Source organism: Thermus neutrinimicus, from assembly GCF_022760955.1.
Lineage (GTDB): Bacteria > Deinococcota > Deinococci > Deinococcales > Thermaceae > Thermus > Thermus neutrinimicus.
Genome location: NZ_JAKTNU010000009.1, coordinates 1 through 19,513, shown reverse-complemented (window position 1 = coordinate 19,513; position 19,513 = coordinate 1). Strand labels below are relative to the sequence as shown.

At 65.8% G+C, this 19,513-nt stretch carries 29 protein-coding genes; 20 read left to right on the top strand and 9 right to left on the bottom strand.

Annotated elements, in window-relative coordinates:
* Positions 1-1,045: class I SAM-dependent RNA methyltransferase (locus L0C59_RS06870; RefSeq protein WP_243090603.1), on the top strand; the 1,045-nt coding region annotated here is incomplete at its 5' end.
* Here the strand turns inward: L0C59_RS06870 and L0C59_RS06865 are convergent.
* The gene (locus tag L0C59_RS06865; RefSeq protein WP_423247926.1) at positions 1,037-2,029 is read right to left on the bottom strand and encodes a peptidoglycan DD-metalloendopeptidase family protein; all 993 of its coding nucleotides are present in this window, start codon (positions 2,027-2,029) and stop codon (positions 1,037-1,039) included. The two genes, L0C59_RS06870 and L0C59_RS06865, sit on opposite strands and share 9 nt — an antisense overlap.
* 30 nt (positions 2,030-2,059) lie before the next feature.
* Here L0C59_RS06865 and aroQ point away from each other — a divergent pair, with 30 nt between their 5' ends.
* The 9 genes from aroQ (at position 2,060) to L0C59_RS06820 (ending at position 9,381) form a co-directional block, all read left to right on the top strand.
* Positions 2,060-2,503, top strand: coding sequence for a type II 3-dehydroquinate dehydratase (gene aroQ / locus L0C59_RS06860; RefSeq protein WP_243090602.1), 444 nt, complete (start codon positions 2,060-2,062; stop codon positions 2,501-2,503).
* Between the two features lie 56 nt (positions 2,504-2,559).
* Positions 2,560-4,977, top strand: a complete 2,418-nt coding sequence (gene gyrA, locus L0C59_RS06855) for a DNA gyrase subunit A (protein ID WP_243090601.1) — start codon at positions 2,560-2,562, stop codon at positions 4,975-4,977.
* Complete coding sequence (gene cutA / locus L0C59_RS06850; protein ID WP_243090600.1) at positions 4,977-5,288, top strand: divalent-cation tolerance protein CutA; 312 nt, start codon at positions 4,977-4,979, stop codon at positions 5,286-5,288. Before gyrA ends, cutA begins: the two co-directional genes overlap by 1 nt.
* Positions 5,289-5,403: 115 nt before the next feature.
* The gene (locus L0C59_RS06845; RefSeq protein WP_243090599.1) at positions 5,404-5,634 is read left to right on the top strand and encodes a hypothetical protein; all 231 of its coding nucleotides are present in this window, start codon (positions 5,404-5,406) and stop codon (positions 5,632-5,634) included.
* 74 nt (positions 5,635-5,708) lie between these two features.
* Complete coding sequence (locus tag L0C59_RS06840; protein ID WP_243090598.1) at positions 5,709-6,317, top strand: helix-turn-helix domain-containing protein; 609 nt, start codon at positions 5,709-5,711, stop codon at positions 6,315-6,317.
* Positions 6,318-6,410: 93 nt separating this feature from the next.
* On the top strand, positions 6,411-7,058 hold the full coding sequence (locus L0C59_RS06835; protein WP_243090596.1) for a DUF502 domain-containing protein: 648 nt from the start codon (positions 6,411-6,413) through the stop codon (positions 7,056-7,058).
* Positions 7,059-7,069: 11 nt separating this feature from the next.
* Entirely contained in the window at positions 7,070-7,432 is a 363-nt protein-coding gene (locus tag L0C59_RS06830) for a hypothetical protein (protein ID WP_243090594.1), read from the top strand.
* The gene (locus L0C59_RS06825) at positions 7,429-8,121 is read left to right on the top strand and encodes a response regulator transcription factor (RefSeq protein ID WP_243090593.1); all 693 of its coding nucleotides are present in this window, start codon (positions 7,429-7,431) and stop codon (positions 8,119-8,121) included. The genes L0C59_RS06830 and L0C59_RS06825 overlap by 4 nt, the downstream gene beginning before the upstream one ends.
* 9 nt (positions 8,122-8,130) lie before the next feature.
* Positions 8,131-9,381, top strand: a complete 1,251-nt coding sequence (locus tag L0C59_RS06820; RefSeq protein WP_243090591.1) for a sensor histidine kinase — start codon at positions 8,131-8,133, stop codon at positions 9,379-9,381.
* Between the two features lie 25 nt (positions 9,382-9,406).
* On the opposite strand, the gene L0C59_RS06815 is transcribed toward L0C59_RS06820, so the two are convergent.
* Positions 9,407-9,868 (bottom strand): hypothetical protein, encoded by a 462-nt coding sequence (locus tag L0C59_RS06815; protein ID WP_243090589.1) that lies wholly within the window; start codon positions 9,866-9,868, stop codon positions 9,407-9,409.
* A gap of 40 nt (positions 9,869-9,908) precedes the next feature.
* On the opposite strand from L0C59_RS06815, the gene L0C59_RS06810 reads away from it, so the two are divergent.
* A complete protein-coding gene (locus tag L0C59_RS06810; protein WP_243090587.1) occupies positions 9,909-10,139 on the top strand; it encodes a hypothetical protein in 231 nt (76 codons plus the stop codon).
* A gap of 12 nt (positions 10,140-10,151) precedes the next feature.
* Here L0C59_RS06810 and guaB read toward each other — a convergent pair whose 3' ends face one another.
* Entirely contained in the window at positions 10,152-11,636 is a 1,485-nt protein-coding gene (gene guaB, locus L0C59_RS06805; RefSeq protein ID WP_243090585.1) for an IMP dehydrogenase, read from the bottom strand.
* A gap of 254 nt (positions 11,637-11,890) precedes the next feature.
* On the opposite strand from guaB, the gene L0C59_RS06800 reads away from it, so the two are divergent.
* The gene (locus tag L0C59_RS06800; protein WP_243090583.1) at positions 11,891-12,142 is read left to right on the top strand and encodes an ArsR/SmtB family transcription factor; all 252 of its coding nucleotides are present in this window, start codon (positions 11,891-11,893) and stop codon (positions 12,140-12,142) included.
* Entirely contained in the window at positions 12,139-13,344 is a 1,206-nt protein-coding gene (locus L0C59_RS06795) for an MFS transporter (protein ID WP_243090582.1), read from the top strand. Before L0C59_RS06800 ends, L0C59_RS06795 begins: the two co-directional genes overlap by 4 nt.
* A gap of 176 nt (positions 13,345-13,520) precedes the next feature.
* On the opposite strand, the gene L0C59_RS06790 is transcribed toward L0C59_RS06795, so the two are convergent.
* From L0C59_RS06790 to L0C59_RS06765, 6 genes are all read right to left on the bottom strand, one after another.
* Positions 13,521-14,708, bottom strand: coding sequence for a tyrosine-type recombinase/integrase (locus L0C59_RS06790; RefSeq protein WP_243090580.1), 1,188 nt, complete (start codon positions 14,706-14,708; stop codon positions 13,521-13,523).
* Positions 14,705-15,079, bottom strand: coding sequence for a hypothetical protein (locus L0C59_RS06785; protein WP_243090578.1), 375 nt, complete (start codon positions 15,077-15,079; stop codon positions 14,705-14,707). The genes L0C59_RS06790 and L0C59_RS06785 overlap by 4 nt, the downstream gene beginning before the upstream one ends.
* Positions 15,080-15,084: 5 nt before the next feature.
* On the bottom strand, positions 15,085-15,360 hold the full coding sequence (locus tag L0C59_RS06780) for a hypothetical protein (RefSeq protein ID WP_243090577.1): 276 nt from the start codon (positions 15,358-15,360) through the stop codon (positions 15,085-15,087).
* A gap of 127 nt (positions 15,361-15,487) precedes the next feature.
* Complete coding sequence (locus L0C59_RS06775) at positions 15,488-15,766, bottom strand: hypothetical protein (RefSeq protein WP_243090575.1); 279 nt, start codon at positions 15,764-15,766, stop codon at positions 15,488-15,490.
* A gap of 13 nt (positions 15,767-15,779) precedes the next feature.
* Positions 15,780-16,394 (bottom strand): hypothetical protein, encoded by a 615-nt coding sequence (locus L0C59_RS06770; RefSeq protein WP_243090573.1) that lies wholly within the window; start codon positions 16,392-16,394, stop codon positions 15,780-15,782.
* Entirely contained in the window at positions 16,391-17,095 is a 705-nt protein-coding gene (locus L0C59_RS06765; RefSeq protein WP_243090571.1) for an XRE family transcriptional regulator, read from the bottom strand. The genes L0C59_RS06770 and L0C59_RS06765 overlap by 4 nt, the downstream gene beginning before the upstream one ends.
* A gap of 69 nt (positions 17,096-17,164) precedes the next feature.
* On the opposite strand from L0C59_RS06765, the gene L0C59_RS06760 reads away from it, so the two are divergent.
* The 7 genes from L0C59_RS06760 (at position 17,165) to L0C59_RS06730 (ending at position 19,481) form a co-directional block, all read left to right on the top strand.
* The gene (locus tag L0C59_RS06760) at positions 17,165-17,356 is read left to right on the top strand and encodes a helix-turn-helix domain-containing protein (protein ID WP_039459759.1); all 192 of its coding nucleotides are present in this window, start codon (positions 17,165-17,167) and stop codon (positions 17,354-17,356) included.
* Positions 17,349-17,525 carry a hypothetical protein gene (locus tag L0C59_RS06755; RefSeq protein WP_243090569.1) on the top strand — a complete coding sequence of 59 codons (177 nt, stop codon included), beginning with the start codon at positions 17,349-17,351 and terminating at the stop codon, positions 17,523-17,525. The genes L0C59_RS06760 and L0C59_RS06755 overlap by 8 nt, the downstream gene beginning before the upstream one ends.
* Positions 17,526-17,634: 109 nt before the next feature.
* The gene (locus tag L0C59_RS06750; protein ID WP_243090568.1) at positions 17,635-17,859 is read left to right on the top strand and encodes a helix-turn-helix domain-containing protein; all 225 of its coding nucleotides are present in this window, start codon (positions 17,635-17,637) and stop codon (positions 17,857-17,859) included.
* Positions 17,856-18,299, top strand: coding sequence for a hypothetical protein (locus tag L0C59_RS06745; RefSeq protein ID WP_243090567.1), 444 nt, complete (start codon positions 17,856-17,858; stop codon positions 18,297-18,299). The genes L0C59_RS06750 and L0C59_RS06745 overlap by 4 nt, the downstream gene beginning before the upstream one ends.
* Positions 18,296-18,508, top strand: a complete 213-nt coding sequence (locus tag L0C59_RS06740) for a hypothetical protein (RefSeq protein WP_243090566.1) — start codon at positions 18,296-18,298, stop codon at positions 18,506-18,508. The genes L0C59_RS06745 and L0C59_RS06740 overlap by 4 nt, the downstream gene beginning before the upstream one ends.
* 2 nt (positions 18,509-18,510) lie before the next feature.
* Positions 18,511-18,711 (top strand): helix-turn-helix domain-containing protein, encoded by a 201-nt coding sequence (locus L0C59_RS06735; protein ID WP_243090565.1) that lies wholly within the window; start codon positions 18,511-18,513, stop codon positions 18,709-18,711.
* On the top strand, positions 18,708-19,481 hold the full coding sequence (locus L0C59_RS06730) for a hypothetical protein (RefSeq protein WP_243090564.1): 774 nt from the start codon (positions 18,708-18,710) through the stop codon (positions 19,479-19,481). Before L0C59_RS06735 ends, L0C59_RS06730 begins: the two co-directional genes overlap by 4 nt.
* The last annotated feature ends 32 nt before the right edge of the window (positions 19,482-19,513 follow it).

Sequence of the window (19,513 nt, the reverse complement as noted above, 5' to 3'; positions counted from 1 at the left end):
CTACCCCCATCCCCTCCCCCCTTCCGCCGATCTGCCCCTGGCCTACGAAAGCCAGCTCCCCCTGAAGGAGGGCCTGGTGCAGGATGCCCTTGTGCGCATCGCCAGGCTCTCCCATTCCCTGGCCCCCATCCACCCTTCTCCCAAACCCCTGGGCTACCGTACCGCTGCCCAGTACGCCCGCCACCCCCTGGGGGGCCTGGCCTACCGCCTGCCGGAAACCCAAAAGCTTTTAAGGCTGGAGGAGGACCCCCTCCTGGCCGAGCCCTTGGCCTGGGCCTTCTCCCTTCTCAAGACCTGGCCCCTACCCGTGGAGGAGGTGGCCCTAAGGGGAAGCCTCCTCGAGGGCCGGGTCCTCCTCGGCCTCATCGGGGGAAGCCCGGAAAACCTCAAGGGCCCCGCCAAGGCCCTGGTGCGGGAGGGGTTTGCCGGGGTGGTCTGGGCCGAACCCTCCCCCAGGGGCCGGTTCCGGGGAAGGGTCCAGCCCCTTTACGGGGAAAGGACCCTACTGGAGCGGTTCGGCCCCCTCACGGCCACGGTGAGCGTGGAAAGCTTCAGCCAGGTGAACCCCTTGGCCATGGGAAGACTCCTGGAGGAAGCCCTGAACCTGGTTTCGGGCGGGAAGCGGGCCCTGGAGCTCTATGCGGGAAGCGGCCTCTTCTCCCTCCTCCTGGCCCCCCGCTTCCAGGAGGTGGTGGCGGTGGAGATCAGCAAGGAGGCGGTGCGCCGGGGCGAGGCGGACCGGAGGCGGCTTGGCATGGAAAACGTGCGCTTCCACCGGGGGGACGCCAAGGAGGCCAGGAATCTCGGGAACTTTGACCTGGTGGTCCTGGACCCGCCCCGCAGCGGCCTTTCCCCCGAGGTGAGGGCCTACCTTTTGGAGTCCAAGCCCAAGGAGATCCTCTACGTGGCCTGCGACCCGGCCACCTGGGCCCGGGACGTGGGGGAGCTGGTGGGGGGTGGCTACCGCCTGGCCTTTGCCCGGCCCTACGACTTCTTCCCCTTCACCCACCACGTGGAGGTCCTTTCCCTCCTGCAACTAGGGTAGGGGGAGGCCCTGGAAGAAGGGAGCGGGGTCCACGGGGATGCCGAAAAGGCGCACCTCGAGGTGCAGGTGCGGCCCGGTGGAAAGCCCGGTGCTCCCCAAAAGGCCCACCACCTGGCCCCCCCTCACCCTCTCCCCCACCCTCACCCTTCTCTCCGCAAGGTGCCAGTATCCCGTGCAAAGCCCCATCCCATGGCTCAGGACCACCGCCTCCCCCCGCACCCGTAGCCTCTCCGAAAGCACCACCACCCCCTCGGCCACCGCCCGCACCGGGGTACCCTCAGGGGCAGCGAAGTCCAGGCCCTCGTGGTAGGAGGTGAAAAGGGTGCCGTAGCGCCTACGGGTACCGAAGGCGCTGGTGATGCGCCCACCCTCCAGGGGCTTCAGGAAGCGGGAAAAGGTCAAGGGCCCCTCCCTCGGGCAGGCCCCCACCACCTTCTCCCGCTCCGCCTTCAGGCCGGGGTCCTGGAGCAGGCTCTCCAGGGAAGGGCTTAAGGCCAGGGTTTCCTGCCCGTAGCCTCCCCGGGCCACCTGGAGGGCAAGGAAGGTTTCCTCCCCCTCGAGGACCAGGCGTAAGGGATACTCCTTGGGCTCCACCAGGGCCCCCACCCCCAGAAGGGCCCACAGGCCCTTTCCCCGGGGCACCAGGGGGTAGCGCACCCCCAAGAACTCCGCATACCCCCAGGTATACCCCCCCACCCAAAGGGCAAAGGCCTGGCCCTGGACGGGGGGAACATAGACCAGGCTTCCCCTGGGCAGGGCCACCTCCACCCCGGGGCGCACCCGGAGCACCTGGCCCACCCGGAGGCGGTTGGGGTCCTTGAGCCCATTGATCCGGGCTAGCTCCTCCACCGTGGTGCCGTAACGGCGGGCGATGGCGTAAAGGGTCTCCCCGGGAGCCACGCTATGGGTCAGGGCCCAGAGGCTCTCCGCCCATGCCCCTAGCCCTCCCCAGGCCAGCACCAAGGCAAGCCACAGGTGCCGCACAAAGGGTATCCTAGGGCAAAAGGAGCCCCTATGGTGCTGATCCTAAACGGACCCAACCTGAACCTTCTGGGCCAGCGGGAGCCCGAGGTGTACGGGCGCACCACCCTCGAGGAACTGGAAGCCCTTTGCGAGGCCTGGGGAGCGGAGCTGGGCCTAGGAGTGGCCTTCCGCCAGAGCAACTACGAGGGCCAGCTGATAGAATGGGTGCAGCAAGCCCACCGGGAGGGGTTTTTGGCCCTCATCCTTAACCCCGGAGCCCTCACCCATTACTCCTACGCCCTCCTGGACGCCCTAAGGGCCCAGCCCCTTCCCGCGGTGGAGGTGCACCTCTCCAACCTCCACGCCCGCGAGCCCTTCCGCCAGCACTCGGTCACCGCGGGAGCCTGCCGGGGCATCATCTCCGGCTTTGGGGTGCTTTCCTATAAGCTGGCCCTGGTCTACCTGGCAGAGGTCCTCGAGGTGGGGGCCCCTTAAGGCCCCAGCGGGAAAAATGCTATACTTAAAGGAGGCGGAAACGCCCAAGGAGCGCTATGTCCCAGGTTCTGCCTGTAGAGATCACCGAGGAACTTAAACAGAGTTTCATCAACTACGCCATGTCCGTCATCGTGGACCGGGCTCTGCCCGACGTGCGGGACGGGCTCAAGCCGGTTCAGAGGCGGATCCTCTTCGGCGCCTACCAGGAGGGGGTCTTACCGGGTCGCAAGCACGTGAAAAGCGCCAAGATCGTGGGCGAGGTCATGGGTAAGTACCACCCCCACGGGGACGCGGCCATCTACGACGCCTTAGCCCGTCTGGCCCAGCCCTGGAACCTGCGCTATCCCTTGGTGGATGGCCAAGGAAACTTCGGCTCCCTAGACGGGGACCCCCCGGCGGCCCAGCGCTACACCGAGGCCAGGCTCTCCCCCCTGGGGGCGGAGATGCTTCTGGACATTGACAAGGAGACCGTGGACTTCCGCCCCAACTACGACGGCTCCCTCAAGGAGCCCGAGGTCCTCCCCTCCGCCATCCCCAACCTCCTGGTGAACGGGGCGAGCGGCATCGCCGTGGGGATGGCCACCAGCCTCCCCCCACACAACCTCTCCGAGGTGGTGGACGCCTTGGTGGCCATGATCGACAACCCCGGGATCACCCTCGAGGAGGTCATGCGCCACCTGCCCGGCCCCGACTTCCCCACCGGGGGAAAACTCTCCCGGAAAGGCATCCAGGAAGCCTACGCCACGGGGCGGGGAAGCCTGAAGGTGCGGGCCAAGGTACGCATCGAGGAAAAGGGCCAAAGGCCCATGCTGGTGGTCACGGAAATCCCCTACCAGGTCAACAAGGCGGGGCTCATCGCCCAGATCGCCGCCCTGGTCAAGGCCAAGAAGATCGAGGACATCGTGGCCCTGAGGGACGAGTCCGACCGCCAGGGCCTGCGCATCGCCATAGAACTCAAGCGGGGGGCAAGCCCCCAGGTGGTCCTGAACCAGCTCTACAAGCACACCGCCCTACAGACCTCCTTCACGGTGAACCTCCTGGCCATCGTGAACGGGGAACCCAAGGTCCTCCCCCTCCTCTCCCTCATGCGCCACTACCTGGACCACCGCAAGGAGGTGGTGCGCCGGCGGAGCCTCTTCGACCTCAAGAAGGCCGAGGAGCGGGCCCACGTCCTCGAGGGCCTCCTCATCGCCCTGGACCACATCGACGAGGTCATCGCCTTGATCCGGGCCTCCCAGGATGCGGGCGAGGCCCGAAAAGGGCTCATGGAGCGCTTCGGCCTCAGCGAAATCCAGGCCCAGGCCATCTTGGACATGCGCCTGCAACGCCTGGTGGCCCTGGAGCGGGAAAAGCTTTTGGAGGAGTACCGGGAACTCATGGAGGAGATCGCCCGGCTTAAGGCGATCCTCGAGGAGGAAGGGCGGCTTTGGGCCGAGGTCAAGAAGGACCTCCTCAGGGTCAAGGAGAGGTACGGGGATACCCGGCGCACGCTGATCACCGAGTTCGAGGAAAGCTTCAACCCCGAAGACCTCATAGAGGACGAGCCCATGGTCATCACCCTCACCGCCCAGGGCTTCCTAAAGCGCCTCCCCTTGGAGAGCTACCGGGCCCAGGGGCGGGGGGGGAAGGGACTCATCGCCGGCAAGGCCAAGGAGGACGACGAGGCCATCCAGGTCTTCGTGGCCCAGGCCCATGAGGACCTCCTCCTCTTCAGCAACCGGGGCCGGGTCTACCGCCTGAAGGTCTACGAGCTACCGGAGATGGGCCGCCAGGCCCGGGGGGTGCACGTGAAGGCCCTCCTGCCCCTGGCCGAGGAGGAGGTGGTGGCCGCTTTGCTTTCCGTAAGGGGTCTGGACGGGGAGGGCTACCTGGTCTTCGCCACGGAACGGGGCCTGGTGAAGCGCACCCCCTTGAGGGAGTACCAGAACCTGGGGGCGGCGGGGCTCATCGCCATCCGCCTCCTGGAAGGGGACCGGCTCATCGGGGTAGCCCTTTCCGACCCCGAGGACGAGGCCATTTTGGCCACGGAGGAGGGGCAGGCCATCCGCTTCGCCCTACAGGAGGTGAGGGCCACGGGCCGGGACAGCCAGGGGGTGACGGGGATCCGCTTCAAAAAGCCGGGGGACCGGGTGGTCTCCCTGGTAACGGTGAAGCCTGGGGAGATGGTGGACCTCCTGGCGGTGAGCACCCGGGGCTACGGCAAGCGCACTCCCCTCGCCGAGTACCCCCTGCAGGGCCGGGGAGGTATGGGGGTGATCACCTACAGGGTTTCCGCCAAGGTGGGCCGCTTGGCCGCCCTCCTCAAGGTGCGGGGCATGGAGGACCTCCTGGTCCTTTCCAAGAAGGGCCTGGCCATCCGCACCCCCGTGGCCGACATCCGCCAGTACTCCCGGGACACCGCTGGGGTCAAGGTGATGAACCTACCCGAGGACGACGAGGTGGTGAGCGCCTTCGCCGTGGAGGAGGAGCAGTGATGGAGGAGGTGGTCCTGATCACCGCTCCCAGCGAGGAGGTGGGCCGCACCCTGGCCCGCACCCTGGTGGAGGAGGGTCTGGCCGCCTGCGTGAACCTGGTGCCGGGCCTCACCTCCGTCTACCGCTGGCAGGGGGAGGTGGTGGAGGACCGGGAGGTCCTCCTCATCGTCAAGACCACCACCTTCGCCTTCCCCCGCCTCAAGGAACGGGTTCTCTCCCTCCACCCCTACACCGTCCCCGAGATCGTGGCCCTGCCCATCGCCGAGGGGCATGGGCCCTACCTGCAGTGGCTCAGGGAGAACACGCGGTGACCCCTGACATGCTGGACTTCCTCCGAGCCTTGGTGTACGTGGTCCACCCCGAGGATTTCAAAACCCTAAAGAGGGACTTTGGACGCCCTTTAGATCTGCGCGATCTGGAGGGGCTATGAGAAAAATCCGGCCCATCGCCCGCAGGTTTTCCCTGGAAACCCCCAGGGACGACCGGGAGGAGTGGCAGAGCCTTCCCCTGGAGGAGCGGCTTGAGGCCGTGTGGGAGATGGCCCTCCTCTGGGCGGAGCTGGAGAGGGAGAAGGCCAGACGGGAGGGAAGGGAAGCCGAGATCGCCACGGACCGGCTCCTCCCCGTGGCGAGGAGGCGTCCCTTGCAGAAACCCTGACCGGGGGCGATTTTTGTAACCTAAAGGTTTACAAAACCGCGAGGGCGTGCTAGCCTAGGGGCAAGGAGGCAGCCATGACCCAGGCCCGCGAAACCGTAACCTTCAAGCCCGGCGAGGTCATCCTGTACCCGGGGGCGCCGGGGCCCCGGGACCGGGTCTTTCGGGTGCTCCAGGGGCTCGTGCGCCTCGAGGCGGTGGACGAGGAGGGCAACGCCCTCACCCTGCGCCTGGTCCGCCCCGGGGGGTACTTTGGGGAGGAGGCCTTGGCGGGTATGGAGCGAAGCTACTTCGCCGAGGCAGTGACCGAGGTGGTGGCAGAACCCCTCCCCAAGGAGCCCCATCCCGAGGAGATCCGCCAGGTGCTCCAGGGCCTGGCCCAGGCCCTTTCCGAGTCCTACCGGCGCATTGAGCGCCTGGCCACCCAGCGCCTGAAAAACCGCATGGCCGCAAGCCTCCTGGAGCTGGCCCAGACCCCCTTGGCCCACGAGGAGCCCGAGGGCTTGGTCCTCCGCGCCACCCACGACGAGCTGGCGGCAGCGGTGGGGAGCGTGCGGGAAACCGTGACCAAGGTGATCGGGGAGCTTACCCGGGAAGGCTACATCCGCTCCGGCTACGGCAAGATCATCCTGAAGGACATCAAGGGCCTCAAGGAGCTGGCGCAAAGCCGGGGAGACGGGCGCTAGCCATGCCACCCCAACCGGGCCAAGCCCGGTTGGGGCCCCCGGCCTCGTCCTGGGGAGGCCCAGGCGGTCCCCCCTTCCCGTAAACTAAGGTTCATGCGCCTGCGCCAGAGGTTTCTCACCGGGCTCGTCACCCTTCTTCCCCTTCTGGTCACCCTCTACTTCCTGGCCTGGGTCTACACCTACTCCGGGGGCTACATCCAAGGCTTCCTGCGCCTTTTGGACCTCGAGGTACCCCGGACCTACCAACCCTTGCTACCCTTCGTGGGCCTCTTCCTGGCGGGGGTGCTCATCTACCTGGTGGGCACCGTGGCGGAGAACTACCTGGGGCGAAGGCTCATCGTCTCCCTGGAGCGCTCCCTCCTCCTTTTCCCCATCGTGCGGGACATCTACAAGGCGGTGCAGCAGATCACCCACACCCTCTTCGGCCACCAGGAGGTGAAGTTCAGCCGGGCAGCGGTCATCGAGTACCCCAGGAGAGGGCTTTACGTCCTCTGCTTCGTGGTGCAACCGGTGGATGGCCGCCTTCCCCCCTTGCCGGAAGGGTACACCGCCGTCTTGGTGCCCACGAGCCCTGTGCCCGCCAGCGGCATGGTGATCCTGGTACCCACGGAGGAGGTCATCCCCCTGGAGATCAGCGTGGAGGACGCCCTCAAGTACGTGGTTTCCGCGGGCTTCCTCCTCCCGGAAAAACCTTCAGGCTCCTTAACCTCCCTCCCACGAAGGGCCGGGCCTCCGGCGTAGAATGGAAGGCGATGCGTCCCCTGGCCCCCCTTCTCCTCTTCCTGGGGCTGGTGTCGGCCGCCCTCCCTCCCCTCCTGGGGCCTGGACTCCCCCCAGGCACAGAGCTGAGGCTTTTCTCCCAGGACCTGCGCATCCTGCACGGGGCTTGGCGGGTGGAGGGCAAAAGGCTGATCCCCCTTTCCGCCCCCGTGCCCCCCAGGGTGGGCCAGGAGGTGCAACTCCTTCTGGTGCTCCCAGGGGAGAAGCCCCGCACCTTCCCCGGGGTGGCCGACCGCGGAGATGTGCTCCTCCTGCAGGACAAGGAGCGGGTGAGCCTCCTAAGGCTCCTCAAGGAGGTCTATGGCCTCGCCCCTCCGGAAAGGCTCTGGCCATGAAGCGCATCCTGCTCATCGAGGACGATGCGGAGGTGGCCCGTCTGGTGGAGCTGGAGCTCAAGGAGGCGGGCTTCGCCGTGGAATGGGCCAAAAGCGGCATGGAAGGCCTGGTGAAGCACCGCGAACGGAAGCCTGACCTGGTGGTCCTGGATCTTGGCCTTCCGGACCTGGACGGGGCCGAGGTGGCCCGGCGGATCCGGGCCACCGACGATACCCCCATCCTGGTCCTCACCGCCCAGGACGCCGTGGAGCGCAAGGTGGGCCTTCTTTCCGACGGGGCCGACGACTACCTGGTGAAGCCCTTCCACCCCGCCGAACTCCTGGCCCGGATCCAGGTGCAGCTGAGGCATAAGGAGGGGAGCGAGGTCCTGAGCGTGGGGCGCCTGGAGCTCTACCCCAAGAGGCGGCAGGTCTTCTTCGGGGAGAAGGAGGTACGGCTTTCCCCCAAGGAGTTTGAGCTCCTTTTCCTGCTCATGAGCCGTCCCGGACGGGTGTTTCCCCGGCAGGAGATCGAGGAAAAGGTCTGGGGCAAACCCTTGGGCCGGGATTCCAACGTCCTGGACGTCCACGTGGCCAACCTCCGGGCAAAGCTAAGGGAAGCCGGGGCCTACGGTTACCTGCGCACGGTGCGGGGCCTAGGGTATGCGGTCCGCCCGGGAAGAGGCGAGGAGGTAACCGAGAACACCTAACCTGGCCCCATGTCCTTCCGGCTTCGGCTTTTCCTCTCCTTCAGCCTTCTCTGGCTCCTCTTTTTGGTGGGGGCCCTGTACCTGGCGGGGCAGGGGGTGGACCGGGCCCTTAGAGGCCACCTCGAGGCCACCCTCCTAGAGGATGCCAAACGGGCGGCGGAGGCCTACCGCAAGGGGCAGACGGGAACCCTCCTCACCACCGGGGGCGTTTACCTGCACCTCTATGCGGAGGATGGGGAGGCCCTGGTCCTGACCCAGGAGGCCCACCGCCTCCCCCCGGAGGCCCTAAAGGGGGTGGGAGAGGTCCCCAAGGTCCTCTGGGAGGGGGGTTTCGCCGCCGCTTTGGTGCGCACCCCCTTGGGCCTTCTCGCCCTCACCCAGGACACCGCCCCCATAGACCTGGCGCAAAGGGCCTTGAGGCGAGCCCTCCTCGAGGCCTTCTTCCTCCTTTTCCCCTTGGGCACGGCCTTGGTCTACCTCACCGCCCGCCTCACCGCCAGGCCCCTGGAGGAGGCCGCCAAAGAGATCGCCCGGCGTAACCCCGAGCGCCTGGACCCCGTTCCCCTAAACCTCCCCAAGGACGAGTTCGGCCGCATGGTGGAGGCGGTGAACGGCCTCCTCTTCGCCCTAAAGGAGGCCAAGGAAAAGGAGCGGGCCTTTCTGGCCGAGGCCAGCCACGAGCTCAGGACCCCCCTCACCGTGCTCCTCGGCCACCTGGACCGCCTAAGGAGGACTCCCCAGGACCTCGAGGCCCTCCGCACCATGGCGGCCACCGCGGAGAGGATGCGCCGGCTGGTGGAGGACCTCCTCTCCCTGGCCCGGGGGGAGGCGGAACGCACCTTGAACCCCCACATCGTGGACCTCAAGGCCATAGCGGAGGAGGCCGCCCGGGAGTACGGGGTGGCCTTCCAGGGGGAGGCCCTGGAGGTCCTGGGGGATCCGGACCGGCTCTTGCAAATGCTCAGGAACCTGATCGCCAACGGGGTCCGGGCCGCAGGGAGGGAAGGGGTCTGGGTGCGCCTCAAGCGGGAAGGGGGAAACGCCCTTTTGGAGGTGGAGGACCATGGCCCAGGAATCCCGGAAGACCTCCTCCCCCGCCTCTTTGAGCGCTTCGCCCGGGGCCCCGGGGGAGGCACAGGCCTGGGCCTGGCCATCGCCCAGGCCATCGCCAAGGCCCACGGGGGGGAGATCACCGTGGAAAGCCAACCCGGCCTGACCCTCTTCCGGGTGCGCCTGCCCCTCCTCGAGGAGGAGGCCTAGGGCCAGGCGCAAGGGACCCAAGGCCTCAAGGACCGGGTACCCGGTGGAAGGCGTTGAGGAAGAGGGGAAGGGCCTGGGCCCGGGCCTCCTGTTCCCTCGGGGCCTCCTCAAAGGCCAGGGGGTCCATGAGGAGGTGGGGGAGCCTGAGCCAGCCCAGGTAGTACTCCCCCGCCTGCCCCGGGTAGGCAAGGCGGGCCTGCTCCTCGGGGAAAAGCAGGGCCTCGAAGGCCAGGGGGGAGGCCCAAAAGGGGGCATGGGCGGTGCGCTTCAGGAACTCCTTGAGCTTTAGGGGGTTGCTGAAGAAACCATACCGCAGGCGCTCATCCAAGCTCTCTAGGCGGCTAAGCCATCCCCTTTTGGCGAGCTCCATGCGCTTAAGGCGAAGCCGGGCATACTGGGCCAGGGAAAGCACCTCCCGGGAAAGCCCCAGGGCTAGGAGGATCCTCGAGGCCACCACGTAGTCCTGGTACTCCCGGTAGGGGTCCACACGTCCAGGATGCCACGGGGAAAGGGGATAGGATGGTGGTATGGATCGCAAGGGTTGGGTCATGCGGGCGGTGGAAGCCCTGCGCTTTGCCACCTTCAAGGAGATCCAGCGCTACCTGGACGAGGAGGGGGAGGCCTTCTCCAAAAAGGAGCTAGAGGACACCCTAAGGGCCCTGGTGGCGGAGGGAAGGCTGGAGGAAAAGGAAGGCACCTACCGCCTGGCCCGCAGAAAGGGAGGCGGGGAGGCCTTTGAGAAACTCTTTGGAGACTAGCCCGAGACGGCCTTAGCGGGAGTAGTTGGGGGCCTCCTTGATGACCACCACGTCGTGGGGATGGCTTTCGATGAGGCCCGCCATGGTCATGCGCACGAAGCGGGCTTTTTGCCGGAAGGTTTCGATATCCGGGGCCCCCACGTAGCCCATGGCGCTCCTCAGGCCTCCCACGATCTGGTAGAGGACATCGGCCACGGGGCCCTTATAGGGCACCATCCCCTCGATCCCCTCGGGCACCAGCTTCTTGGCCTCGGTCTCCCCTCCCCTACCCGGCTCCTGGAAGTAGCGGTCGGCGGAGCCCTGCCTCATGGCTCCCAAGGAACCCATCCCCCGGTAGAGCTTGTAGCGGCGCCCGTCCTTCAGCACCTCCTCCCCCGGGGCCTCGTCCGTGCCCGCCAGCATGCTTCCCAGCATCACCGAATGGGCCCCCGCCGCCAGGGCCTTGGCCACATCCCCCGTGTACTTGATGCCCCCATCGGCGATGATGGGCACGTCCAGGTCCTTTACCCCCGCCACCGCCTCGAGGATGGCGGAGATCTGCGGCACCCCTACCCCGGTCACCACCCGGGTGGTGCAGATGGAGCCGGGGCCGATACCCACCTTCACCGCATCCGCCCCCCGCTCCGCCAGGGCCCTTGCCCCCTCCCGGGTGGCCACGTTGCCGGCGATGACCTCCACCTTGTCCCCGAAGGTTTCCTTCAGGTAGGTGAGGGCCTCGAGGATCCCCTTGGAGTGCCCGTGGGCCGAGTCCAGGACCAATACGTCCACCCCCGCCTCCACCAAGGCCGCCGCCCTCTCGGGAAGGTCGCGGCTCGCCCCCACCGCCGCCCCCACCAGTAGCCGGCCCAGAGGATCCTTGGCGGCGTTGGGGTACTGCTTGCGCTTCACGATGTCCTTAAGGGTGAGAAGCCCCCTGAGCCTACCCGCCTCGTCCACCAGGGGGAGCTTCTCCACCTTGTGCCGGCGCAGAATCTCCTCTGCCTCCTCCAGGGTGGTGCCGGGAGGAGCGGTGATGAGGCGGTCTATAGGGGTCATGACCTCGGTGACGGGCCGCTTCAGGTTGCGCTCAAAGCGCAGGTCGCGGTTGGTCACCAGGCCCAAAAGCTTCCCGTAAAGGTCCACCACGGGAAGCCCGCCGATGCGGTACTCCCGCATGAGGCGTTCGGCGTCCTCGAGGGTGGCGGTGGGAGGCAGGGTAACGGGATCCTGGATCATCCCCGCCTCCGAGCGCTTCACCTTGCGCACCATGCCCGCCTGAGCCTCGATGCCCAGGTTCTTGTGGATCACCCCAAGCCCCCCCTCCCGGGCCATGGCGATGGCCATATCCGCCTCGGTGACCGTGTCCATGGCCGCGGAGAGGATGGGGATGTTGAGGTGAAGCTTCTTGGTGAGCCGCGTCCTCACCGAAACCTCCCGGGGTAGCACTTCCGAGTACCCGGGGAGGAGGAGAACGTCGTCAAAGGTGAGGCCTTCGTAGAGGATCTTCCCCTCGTACATGTTCTTCAGGCTATACGCCCCCCTTACCTCCCGTCTAGGGGCAAGGCCTCCAACTCCTCCTACGCGAAAGCCACATTCCCGTTGGGGTGCACCCTATCCGGATACCCGTATAATCAGCGCATGGAGCGCCACGAAGCCCCACGGGTGAGCCAGCTCCCAGCAGAAGACCTCGAACGCGTCATGCTGCTTTGCCCTTGGGGTAAACACATTTGCCAAGCAAGAGGATCTTCTCCGCCCTACCCGAAGCCACCCGCATGCGCATAGCTTTAGGTCTTCTGGAAAGAGAGGAAAGCGTAGGTCGCCTAGCCCAACCCTTGCGGCTTCCCCAAAGTACCACCTCGGGGCACCTGGCCGTTTTGCGGGGAGCGGGGGTCATGGCCGCCCGCCGCCAGGGCACCCAGGTGTTCTATCGCCTTCAAAGCCCTGTTGGGGATCTCCTCCTCCAGGCCCTCGCCCACGCCGAGCACCAGCGCCTAGGCCTCCCAGACCACGAAGCCCAGCCATGAGAACCCTTCCCCACCTTCTCCAAAGCCTGCGTAACCCATTCTTTGCCCGTCTGTACGCTGCCCAGACCACCAGCCTCCTGGGCGACGCCTTCACCTGGGTCGGCCTGGCCCTACTGGCCTTTGAGGTAGGCGGGGCAAAGTCCGCAAGTATCCTGGCCGGGGCCCTGACCCTCCGGGTCACAGCCTTTGTCCTCCTCTCCCCATGGGCTGGAATCCTGGCAGACCGGGTAGACCGGAGGAAGCTGATGGCGGGTGCAGACCTGGGCCGGATGGGGGTGGTGGGGCTTATGCCCTGGGTAAACGAGGTCTGGCAAATCTACGCCCTGATGTTCCTCCTGAACGCTCTCACCGCCTTCTTCACCCCCGCGTACCAAGCAGCGCTTCCCCAGGTGATGAAACAGAAGGACTATGCCCAAGCCATCGCCCTATCTGGAGCTACCTATGAGGTCCTGGGGGTGCTAGGCCCCGGGATAGCCGGGGCACTGGCGGGCCTTCTGGGAGCACGGAACCTTTTCCTGCTAAACGGGATAACCTTTATGCTCTCCGCCCTCCTCATCCTTACCCTGCCGATAAGCCTACGGGTGGAGCGAAAAAAAATCCACGCCAACCCCATAGGGGATGTTCAAGAGGGAACCCTTTGGCTATGGCGGGACGGCCCCATGCGCTATGCCCTGCTCCTCGAGCTTTCGGCTGCGGTGTCTGGGGCACTGGTGTTGGTAGGCACCGTGGGTTTGGTACGGGGGCAACTAGGGCTAGGCGAGTTGGAATACGGATGGACCATGGCTGCCTTTGGCATAGGGGCCACCTTGGCCGCTTTGGCCATGGGCGTTTGGGAAAGCCGTATTCCCCGTACCACCTTTGTCTTTCTGGGCGCCTTGGTTTCCAGCCTAGCGGTCCTCCCTGCCGACCGGGCCTCCCTGAACCTGCTCCTTTTCCTCTGGGCCTTGGCTGGCGCAGGCCAAAACTGGGTCAACCTGCCCACACAAGCCCTGATCGCTGACCGCACCCCCGAGGTCCTCCAAGGGCGGGTTTACGGCGCCCATTTCGCTTGGAGCCATCTCTGGTGGGTTATGGCCTACCCCTTTGCGGGGTGGCTGGGCACCCACTTCCCCAGGGAATCCTTCCTCTACGGCGGTCTCGTGGCCCTTGGCCTTCTTTTGGGGACAAGGGTCCTCTTTAAGCCTTGGCAAAGGACAAGGTGAAGGGCGGGGCTACATAACCTAACAGGCCATGAATCCCAGCTCTTACGCCCTCGCTCCCCTTTGGGAAGGGCCTCAACAAAAACCCCCGGGGAATCTTCCCGGGGGACCTCCCATGGTGGGCGATGGTGGACTTGAACCACCGACCTTACGCTTATCAGCCCGCAAGGGGGGGAAGGTTAGGAACGGGATTTGTGGCGGGAACGGGGTTTTTGCTTGCCGTTGGTGCCTGCTGGTGCCTGTTGGTTCCGGCTGTTTAGGTGTAGCAAGGTGTCAAGTGGGAGGGCCCCGGCGCGGTGGTCTTCCTCCATGAGCTGCTGGTAGACCTTGACGGTGAAGGTGGGATCAGCGTGGCGTAACCTTGCCGCCACCACTTTGGGGGGGAGGCCGGCCCGGAGGGCGAGGGAGGTGTAGGTGTGCCGGAGGCCGTGGGGGGTGATGCGGGAGACCCCGGCCTTCTCCTGCAGGGCGTAGAAGGCCCGCTTGAAGTTGTTGTATTCCAGGGGGGTGCCCCGGGCGGAAGGAAACATCAGCCCGTGGTCCTGCCAGTCCGGGGTGGAAGCCTTCTCCTCCTCCAGGCGCTCCCGCCACCAGGCGAGGAGGGCTTGGGTGTCCGGGTCCAGGTAGATGGGGGCCTGGGACCCCGGGGTCTTGGCCGGGCCCAGGGTGCCGTCCCGGCGCAGGGTGTGCCGGACGTGGAGCACGTCCCCTTCCCAGTCCTCCCACCGGAGGGCCAGGGCTTCCCCGGGCCGGAGGCCGGTGGCGAGCATCAGGGCAAAGAGAGGGTAAAGGCGGTGCCCCTTGGAGGCTTCTAGGAAGCGGGCCACCTCCTCGGGCTTCCAGGCCCTGGCCGGCCGGACCGCCCCGCCCCGTGGGGGGTCCACGGCGTCCATGGGGTTCTGGTCTAGGAGGTCGGCCCGCACGGCGTCCCGGAGGGCGGCCCGCAGAAATTGGTAGATGTGGCGGCGGTGGGAGGGGGAGAAGCCGGCGAGTTCGGCGAAGAAGGCGCGGAAGGTGAGGGGGCTAAGGCGGGAGAGGGGCAGGTGGGCGATGGGCTCCACGTGCTTCAGATACACGTGGTAGTTGCGAAGAGTGGTGGGCCGGAGGTCCCGGGTGGCGGCCCTTTGCTCCACCCAGGAGGCCAGGTAGTCCCCAAGGCGCAGGCCGGAAGGGTCCGGCACCCAGCCCACCCCGGCCTTGGGGAGGAGGCGGGCCAGCTTTTCCGCCACTTCCCTCCGGGTGCGGCCGTAGACCCACCGCTTGCGCTGGCGGCCGTCCGGGGTGTACCCGAGGGTCACGAAGCCGGCCCAGCGGCCGTCCTTGCGCTGGAAGATGGAGCCTTCTCCCCTACCCCGCTTGCGCTTCATGGGCGGCTTTTGGGCTCAAAGAAACTTCTCAGGCGGTCGTGGATGTCCCTGAGCCGTTGCAGTTGGTGCGGATCAGGGCGCACGCAGTAATACCGGGCGTCTTCGCTAGCCCAACGAAGTTCCTTGAACTGCGACCGGATGGTCCGTTGAACCTTGGCCTGGTCTAGAAGCTGGTCAGCGCGCTCGTGGCTTTCTATGGAGGGCACCTTAAGCGCCTTCTTCAGGTACGCCCTCACCCAGTGGGCTACGGCGTAGAAGCGTACGGTGACTTCCCAGTCGGGCGGAAGGGAAGCTCCATTCAGCAGGCCCTCGTTGTGCAGGGCCTGCTGGCGGTGCTGGGCCACGTCGGGTTCGGGGGGTCTTTGACGCATTGACGCTAGCCGAAGTAGCCCGGCGGGACGAAGTAGAGGAAGAAGGGCACCCCCAGGCGGTCGCTGAGTTTCAGGACCTCCATGCCGATCTCTTCGGTGAGGTCCAGGTCCTTGTAGATCTCCAGGGGGACTTCCATGTAGATGGCGTAATCCTCCCCCTCCACGCTCTTGCGCACGCCCAGGATTTTGCCCTGGCCGCCAAGCCGCTCCTGGTTGAGGCGTTCGGCCAGCCTCACCCCTTCTTCCAGGGCGGCTTCGGGGCTCTTCGGCCAGGTGACCATGCTTGAAGGATACCGCACCCCTATCCTGCTTTTGGTGAGGGCGGTCGTATAGACGCGCGGCGACTCGTAGAAAGTCTCCCCGGTGAAGGAACGGAGGACTAGGGTCTCGCGGTGGAGGCTGTGGCGCTCAACTTTCATCCTTCACCTCCCCTTCGGCAAAGCGCATGAGGGCTTCTGCCAGAAACCGGGCCTGCGTCTTGGTGAGGGCGAAGGAGCCCATGCCCACCTCGGAGACCAGGCCCGTGGTGGTATCAGTAGGAATGCCCGAGAAGAAGGTGATGACGGCGATCTGATGCTCGTAGACGTTGATGGTCAGGCTGGTGACAAAGATGGGGGCCACGCGGTAAAGGTCCGCCTGGCGCTGAATCTGGGCTTGGGGCTGTTGGGTCTCTTGGGGTTCGGGCATGGGGGCCTCCTTATCAAAAACGAATGCGGTATGCGCGGGTGCAATGCTCCACCCCGCATACTCGTACCCAGAGGGTAACTGTGAGGGATCCGCCAGGATCAGCCCTTTTGCGCTGGGCGTTAAGTAGAGGGACGAAAAGGACGGAGGCCGCTACGTCCCGAATAGAGGTGGGTAAACCGGTATAAACCGCATCGGAAGCGGCTTCTACGTAGCTTGCCGCCTTTGACCAGTCAAACCACCTTTGAAGTATTGGTAAGAGGGCTTCTTTGTAAGGTTTAAGCACCCGGAAGACCTCAAAGCGGCGTTCTCCATAAACCAAGGGAGCACTTGCCTTTATTGGGCCGTCCACGCCACTTTCGGAATGCCAATCGGGTTCAGACCCCACCATGTAGCTATAGGAAACATAGGCTTCAAACTGAACTTCCCTCGCGTCCACGGCCCCGGGAGGTGGGCTCACCATTAGAACGCAGGTGTTGACCCCTTGAGACACCCGCGGTTCCTTTTGCTCATTGACGCAAGCCCATTTCAGGAGCGGGTATCCCATGTAAGCCTGCTCTAGGGAGTCTTGCGCTAACCCTAAGGAGGAAAGGGTAAAAGCAATAAGGAAGAAAAAGGTCCTGATGCTCATTTGACCTCCCGGATGCTGATCTTCCGGTAGACCTCCCCAATCACGCGCACTTCCTCGGGTTCCAAAAGCGGGCCTTTCGGGTTGTCCGAAATCAAAATCCAGCGGTTGCCAAGCTTGCGGGCCCGCTTGATGGTGATGCCGTCCCCGATGATCTCCACGGCGTAGACCCGGCCTTCCCGGAGGTCCTTGAGGTTCTGGTCCACCAGCACCAAGTCCCCGTCCCGGAGGCCGTCTTCCTCCCCGGTGTCCATGGAGTCCCCTTCCACCTGGATGAGCACGGAGCCCGGGCGTACCAGGGGGCGGGGGACGGGCATGCTCCCGGACTCGGGCCAAGGCCGCCCCGCCACGCCGGAGCCCACCACGGGCACCCAGACTACATCCTCCCGAGGCTCCCCCGAGGGGCGGTAGACCAGGGGCACGTCCAGGCCCGTGGCTTCGGCGAACTCCTCCGGGGTCCAGCGGAGGGCGCGAAGCAAAGCAAATAGGCGTTCCGCTTGAAGCTTGGTGGGCAAACTGGAGCCTGTTTCTAAGGCGGAAATCATGGTTTGGGAGACTAGAGGCTCCGGTCCATCCAAAGCAGTCAGTTCTGCTAGACGCTCTTGGGTCAAGCCTAGTTCTTCGCGCCTTCTGCGCAAAGCTTCGGCCCATGGCGGCCTAGACTTAACCCTCACGGCCACGCCTCCAATGTATTGGAGAAGCATGCCCTCACTTTACTAGGCGCATCGTTATCAATGCTTGACTAATCATTAATGTGCTGGTAAGGTGTGGGTATGCAGGTCTACAGGGTAGACGAGGTAGCCCGCATGTTTAAGGTCAGCCGCATCACCGTGCTGAGATGGATAAAGAACGGCAGGTTGCGAGCCCGCAAACTAGGCAAGGGTTACAGGATTACGGAGCAAGACCTGGACCTTTTTTTGAACGCAGATACCAATGGATTGGTAAAAGGGGGTAGCCGTGATTGAGCTGGCGGCCCCCTACTTCCTCCTCGCCCTCGCCCTCTACGCCCTGCTGGGCGTCTACGTGCGGGCCCGGTACGGCCAGCCCGGGCCCGCCCTGGCCGCCGCTATGGCCTTCCTGGCGGGGCTCATGGCGGCGGTGCTGGTGGTGCTGGCAGTGGGAGGTACGCGGTGAAGGTTCCGAAGTGGCTTTGGAGCTGGGGCTTGGACCTTTTAGGGGGCCTGTTGGCCGGGCTCATCCTGGGCCTGGCCCTTTTGATGGCCCCCGTGCCCGGGAGGTGAACATGCCGAAGCTCATGACGGTTGACGAGGCGGCGAAGTACCTGGGCATCCCGGTTCACCACATCTACCAGGCGGTGCGGGCAAAGCCGGGAAACCCGTTCCACCTGCGGCACGTGCGACTGGGCAAGCGCTTTTACTTCCAGGCGGAGTGGCTGGACGAGTGGACCGAGCGGGTGGCTTCCGAGCCCCCCGCTTCCGTTTTGCGGCTGGAGAGGAGGGCGGAATGACGCTGAGCGAGCAGATCCGGCGGTTGGAGCGGGGCCTGCGGTTGGCCCTTTGGCGCATGGGCGTGGAGCCCGAGGCCACGCGGGCCCGGGAGGCCTGGGAAAGGGCCAGGTGGGCGGCGGCGTTTGAGAAGAGCACCCCCCAAGGGCGGGCCTACATGGACGCCCTGCGCCTGGTGAACGAGCTGGAACTGTACGAGGCCCTGGCCGGGGTGGAGCACGTGCGGGTGCGCCCCGCCCCGGCGGATCGCCCGGGCGAAGCGGCCTTGGCCCGCCTCGAGGCCCTGGGGTACGACGTGCACGTGGAGGACATCTGGGGCCCTCGGGACGGGGAGCGCTGGTGGTGGGCCCGGGCCCGCTACGAGGGGCGGGAGGTGGCCCAGGCCATCGGGGCTACCCGGGAGGAGGCTCTGGAGTGCCTGATGGGGGAGTTGGGACTATGAAGCGGCTGAAGCTTGAGGACCTGCGGCGGAGCCACTTTGACGACCTGCGGGTGGACCGGCTGGAGGGTTCTTTGCGGTGGGAAGCCTCTGGCCGCCACCGCTATTACCAGACCCTTCGGGCGGCCACGGGCCGCACGGAGCGGGAGGCCCTGGAGAACCTCCTTGGGCTTCCCACGGATAAGTCGGATTTTAGCCCTGCGGGGAGGTAGCCATGCCAAAGAAAAGGAAGGAACAAAGGGAAGTAAAGCCTATTGCCCTTAAACCCGAGGAGTTTGCCCAGGCGATGGGGGTTGCCCCGCTTACCGTTTACAACTGGATCCGCGCGGGCCTCATTCCCCATGTTCGCATTAATAAGCGCATTTATATCCACTACAACGCTGTGGAGGAGCTTCTGAACGGGAGGTCGTCATGAACGTGAACCTCCCCCCGGAGATGCCGGAGGACATCCGCCGGCAGATAGAAGACCTCGCCCAAAAGAACCCCTGCATGGCCCAGGGGCTCCTGCGCCTTTGGGAAGCGAAGCGGAAGCGGGAGGCGGGCGTTTCTTGGAACGGGACCCCTGCTAAAACGCCCAAGGAGGCCCCCGAGGAGGAGCCCCCTTCCTCGGGGACCCTGGACCGGGCCGGCCTCGAGCCTGCCCCCCCTCAGCGCCCCACCCTGGCCAATACCGACTGGCGGGAGGTGCGCCGCTTTAAGTGGCAGGACCTCCTGGCCAAGGCAGAGCGCACCATAGAGGCCCACGGCTACAAGGAGGTGCTGGGCCCCCTCTTTTGCCTGGTGCGCCTCCTGGTAGGCTACGCCATCCGGGAGGGGGCCCGCCACGACCCCTCCCGGGAGGCCCACGTCTTCCTCCCCCAGTGGGAGGTGGCCCAGGCCCTGGAGGTCTCCGAGCGCACGGTGGAGCGGTGGCTGAACGACCCCCGCTATGAGCGGTACCGCCGCTACGCCCGCCACTGGATCGCCTGGGAGACCTGGATGACCTCAGGGCGGGCCCTGGAGCGGGAGGGGGCGGTGAAGGGGGGCACCGTGTGGCGGGTCAGGGTGCGCCCCGTCTACCGGGCCATCAAGGTCCTGGCCCCCTACCTCCGCCTCCCCTGGCGAGACTTGGAGGAGGACCGGCGGGAGGGCCGGACGGCCCGAGTGTTGAGTGGCACCGCTATGTACACGTCAAAACCTCCATAGGGCATAACCCCAAGGGACTTCCGCGCCTTCCT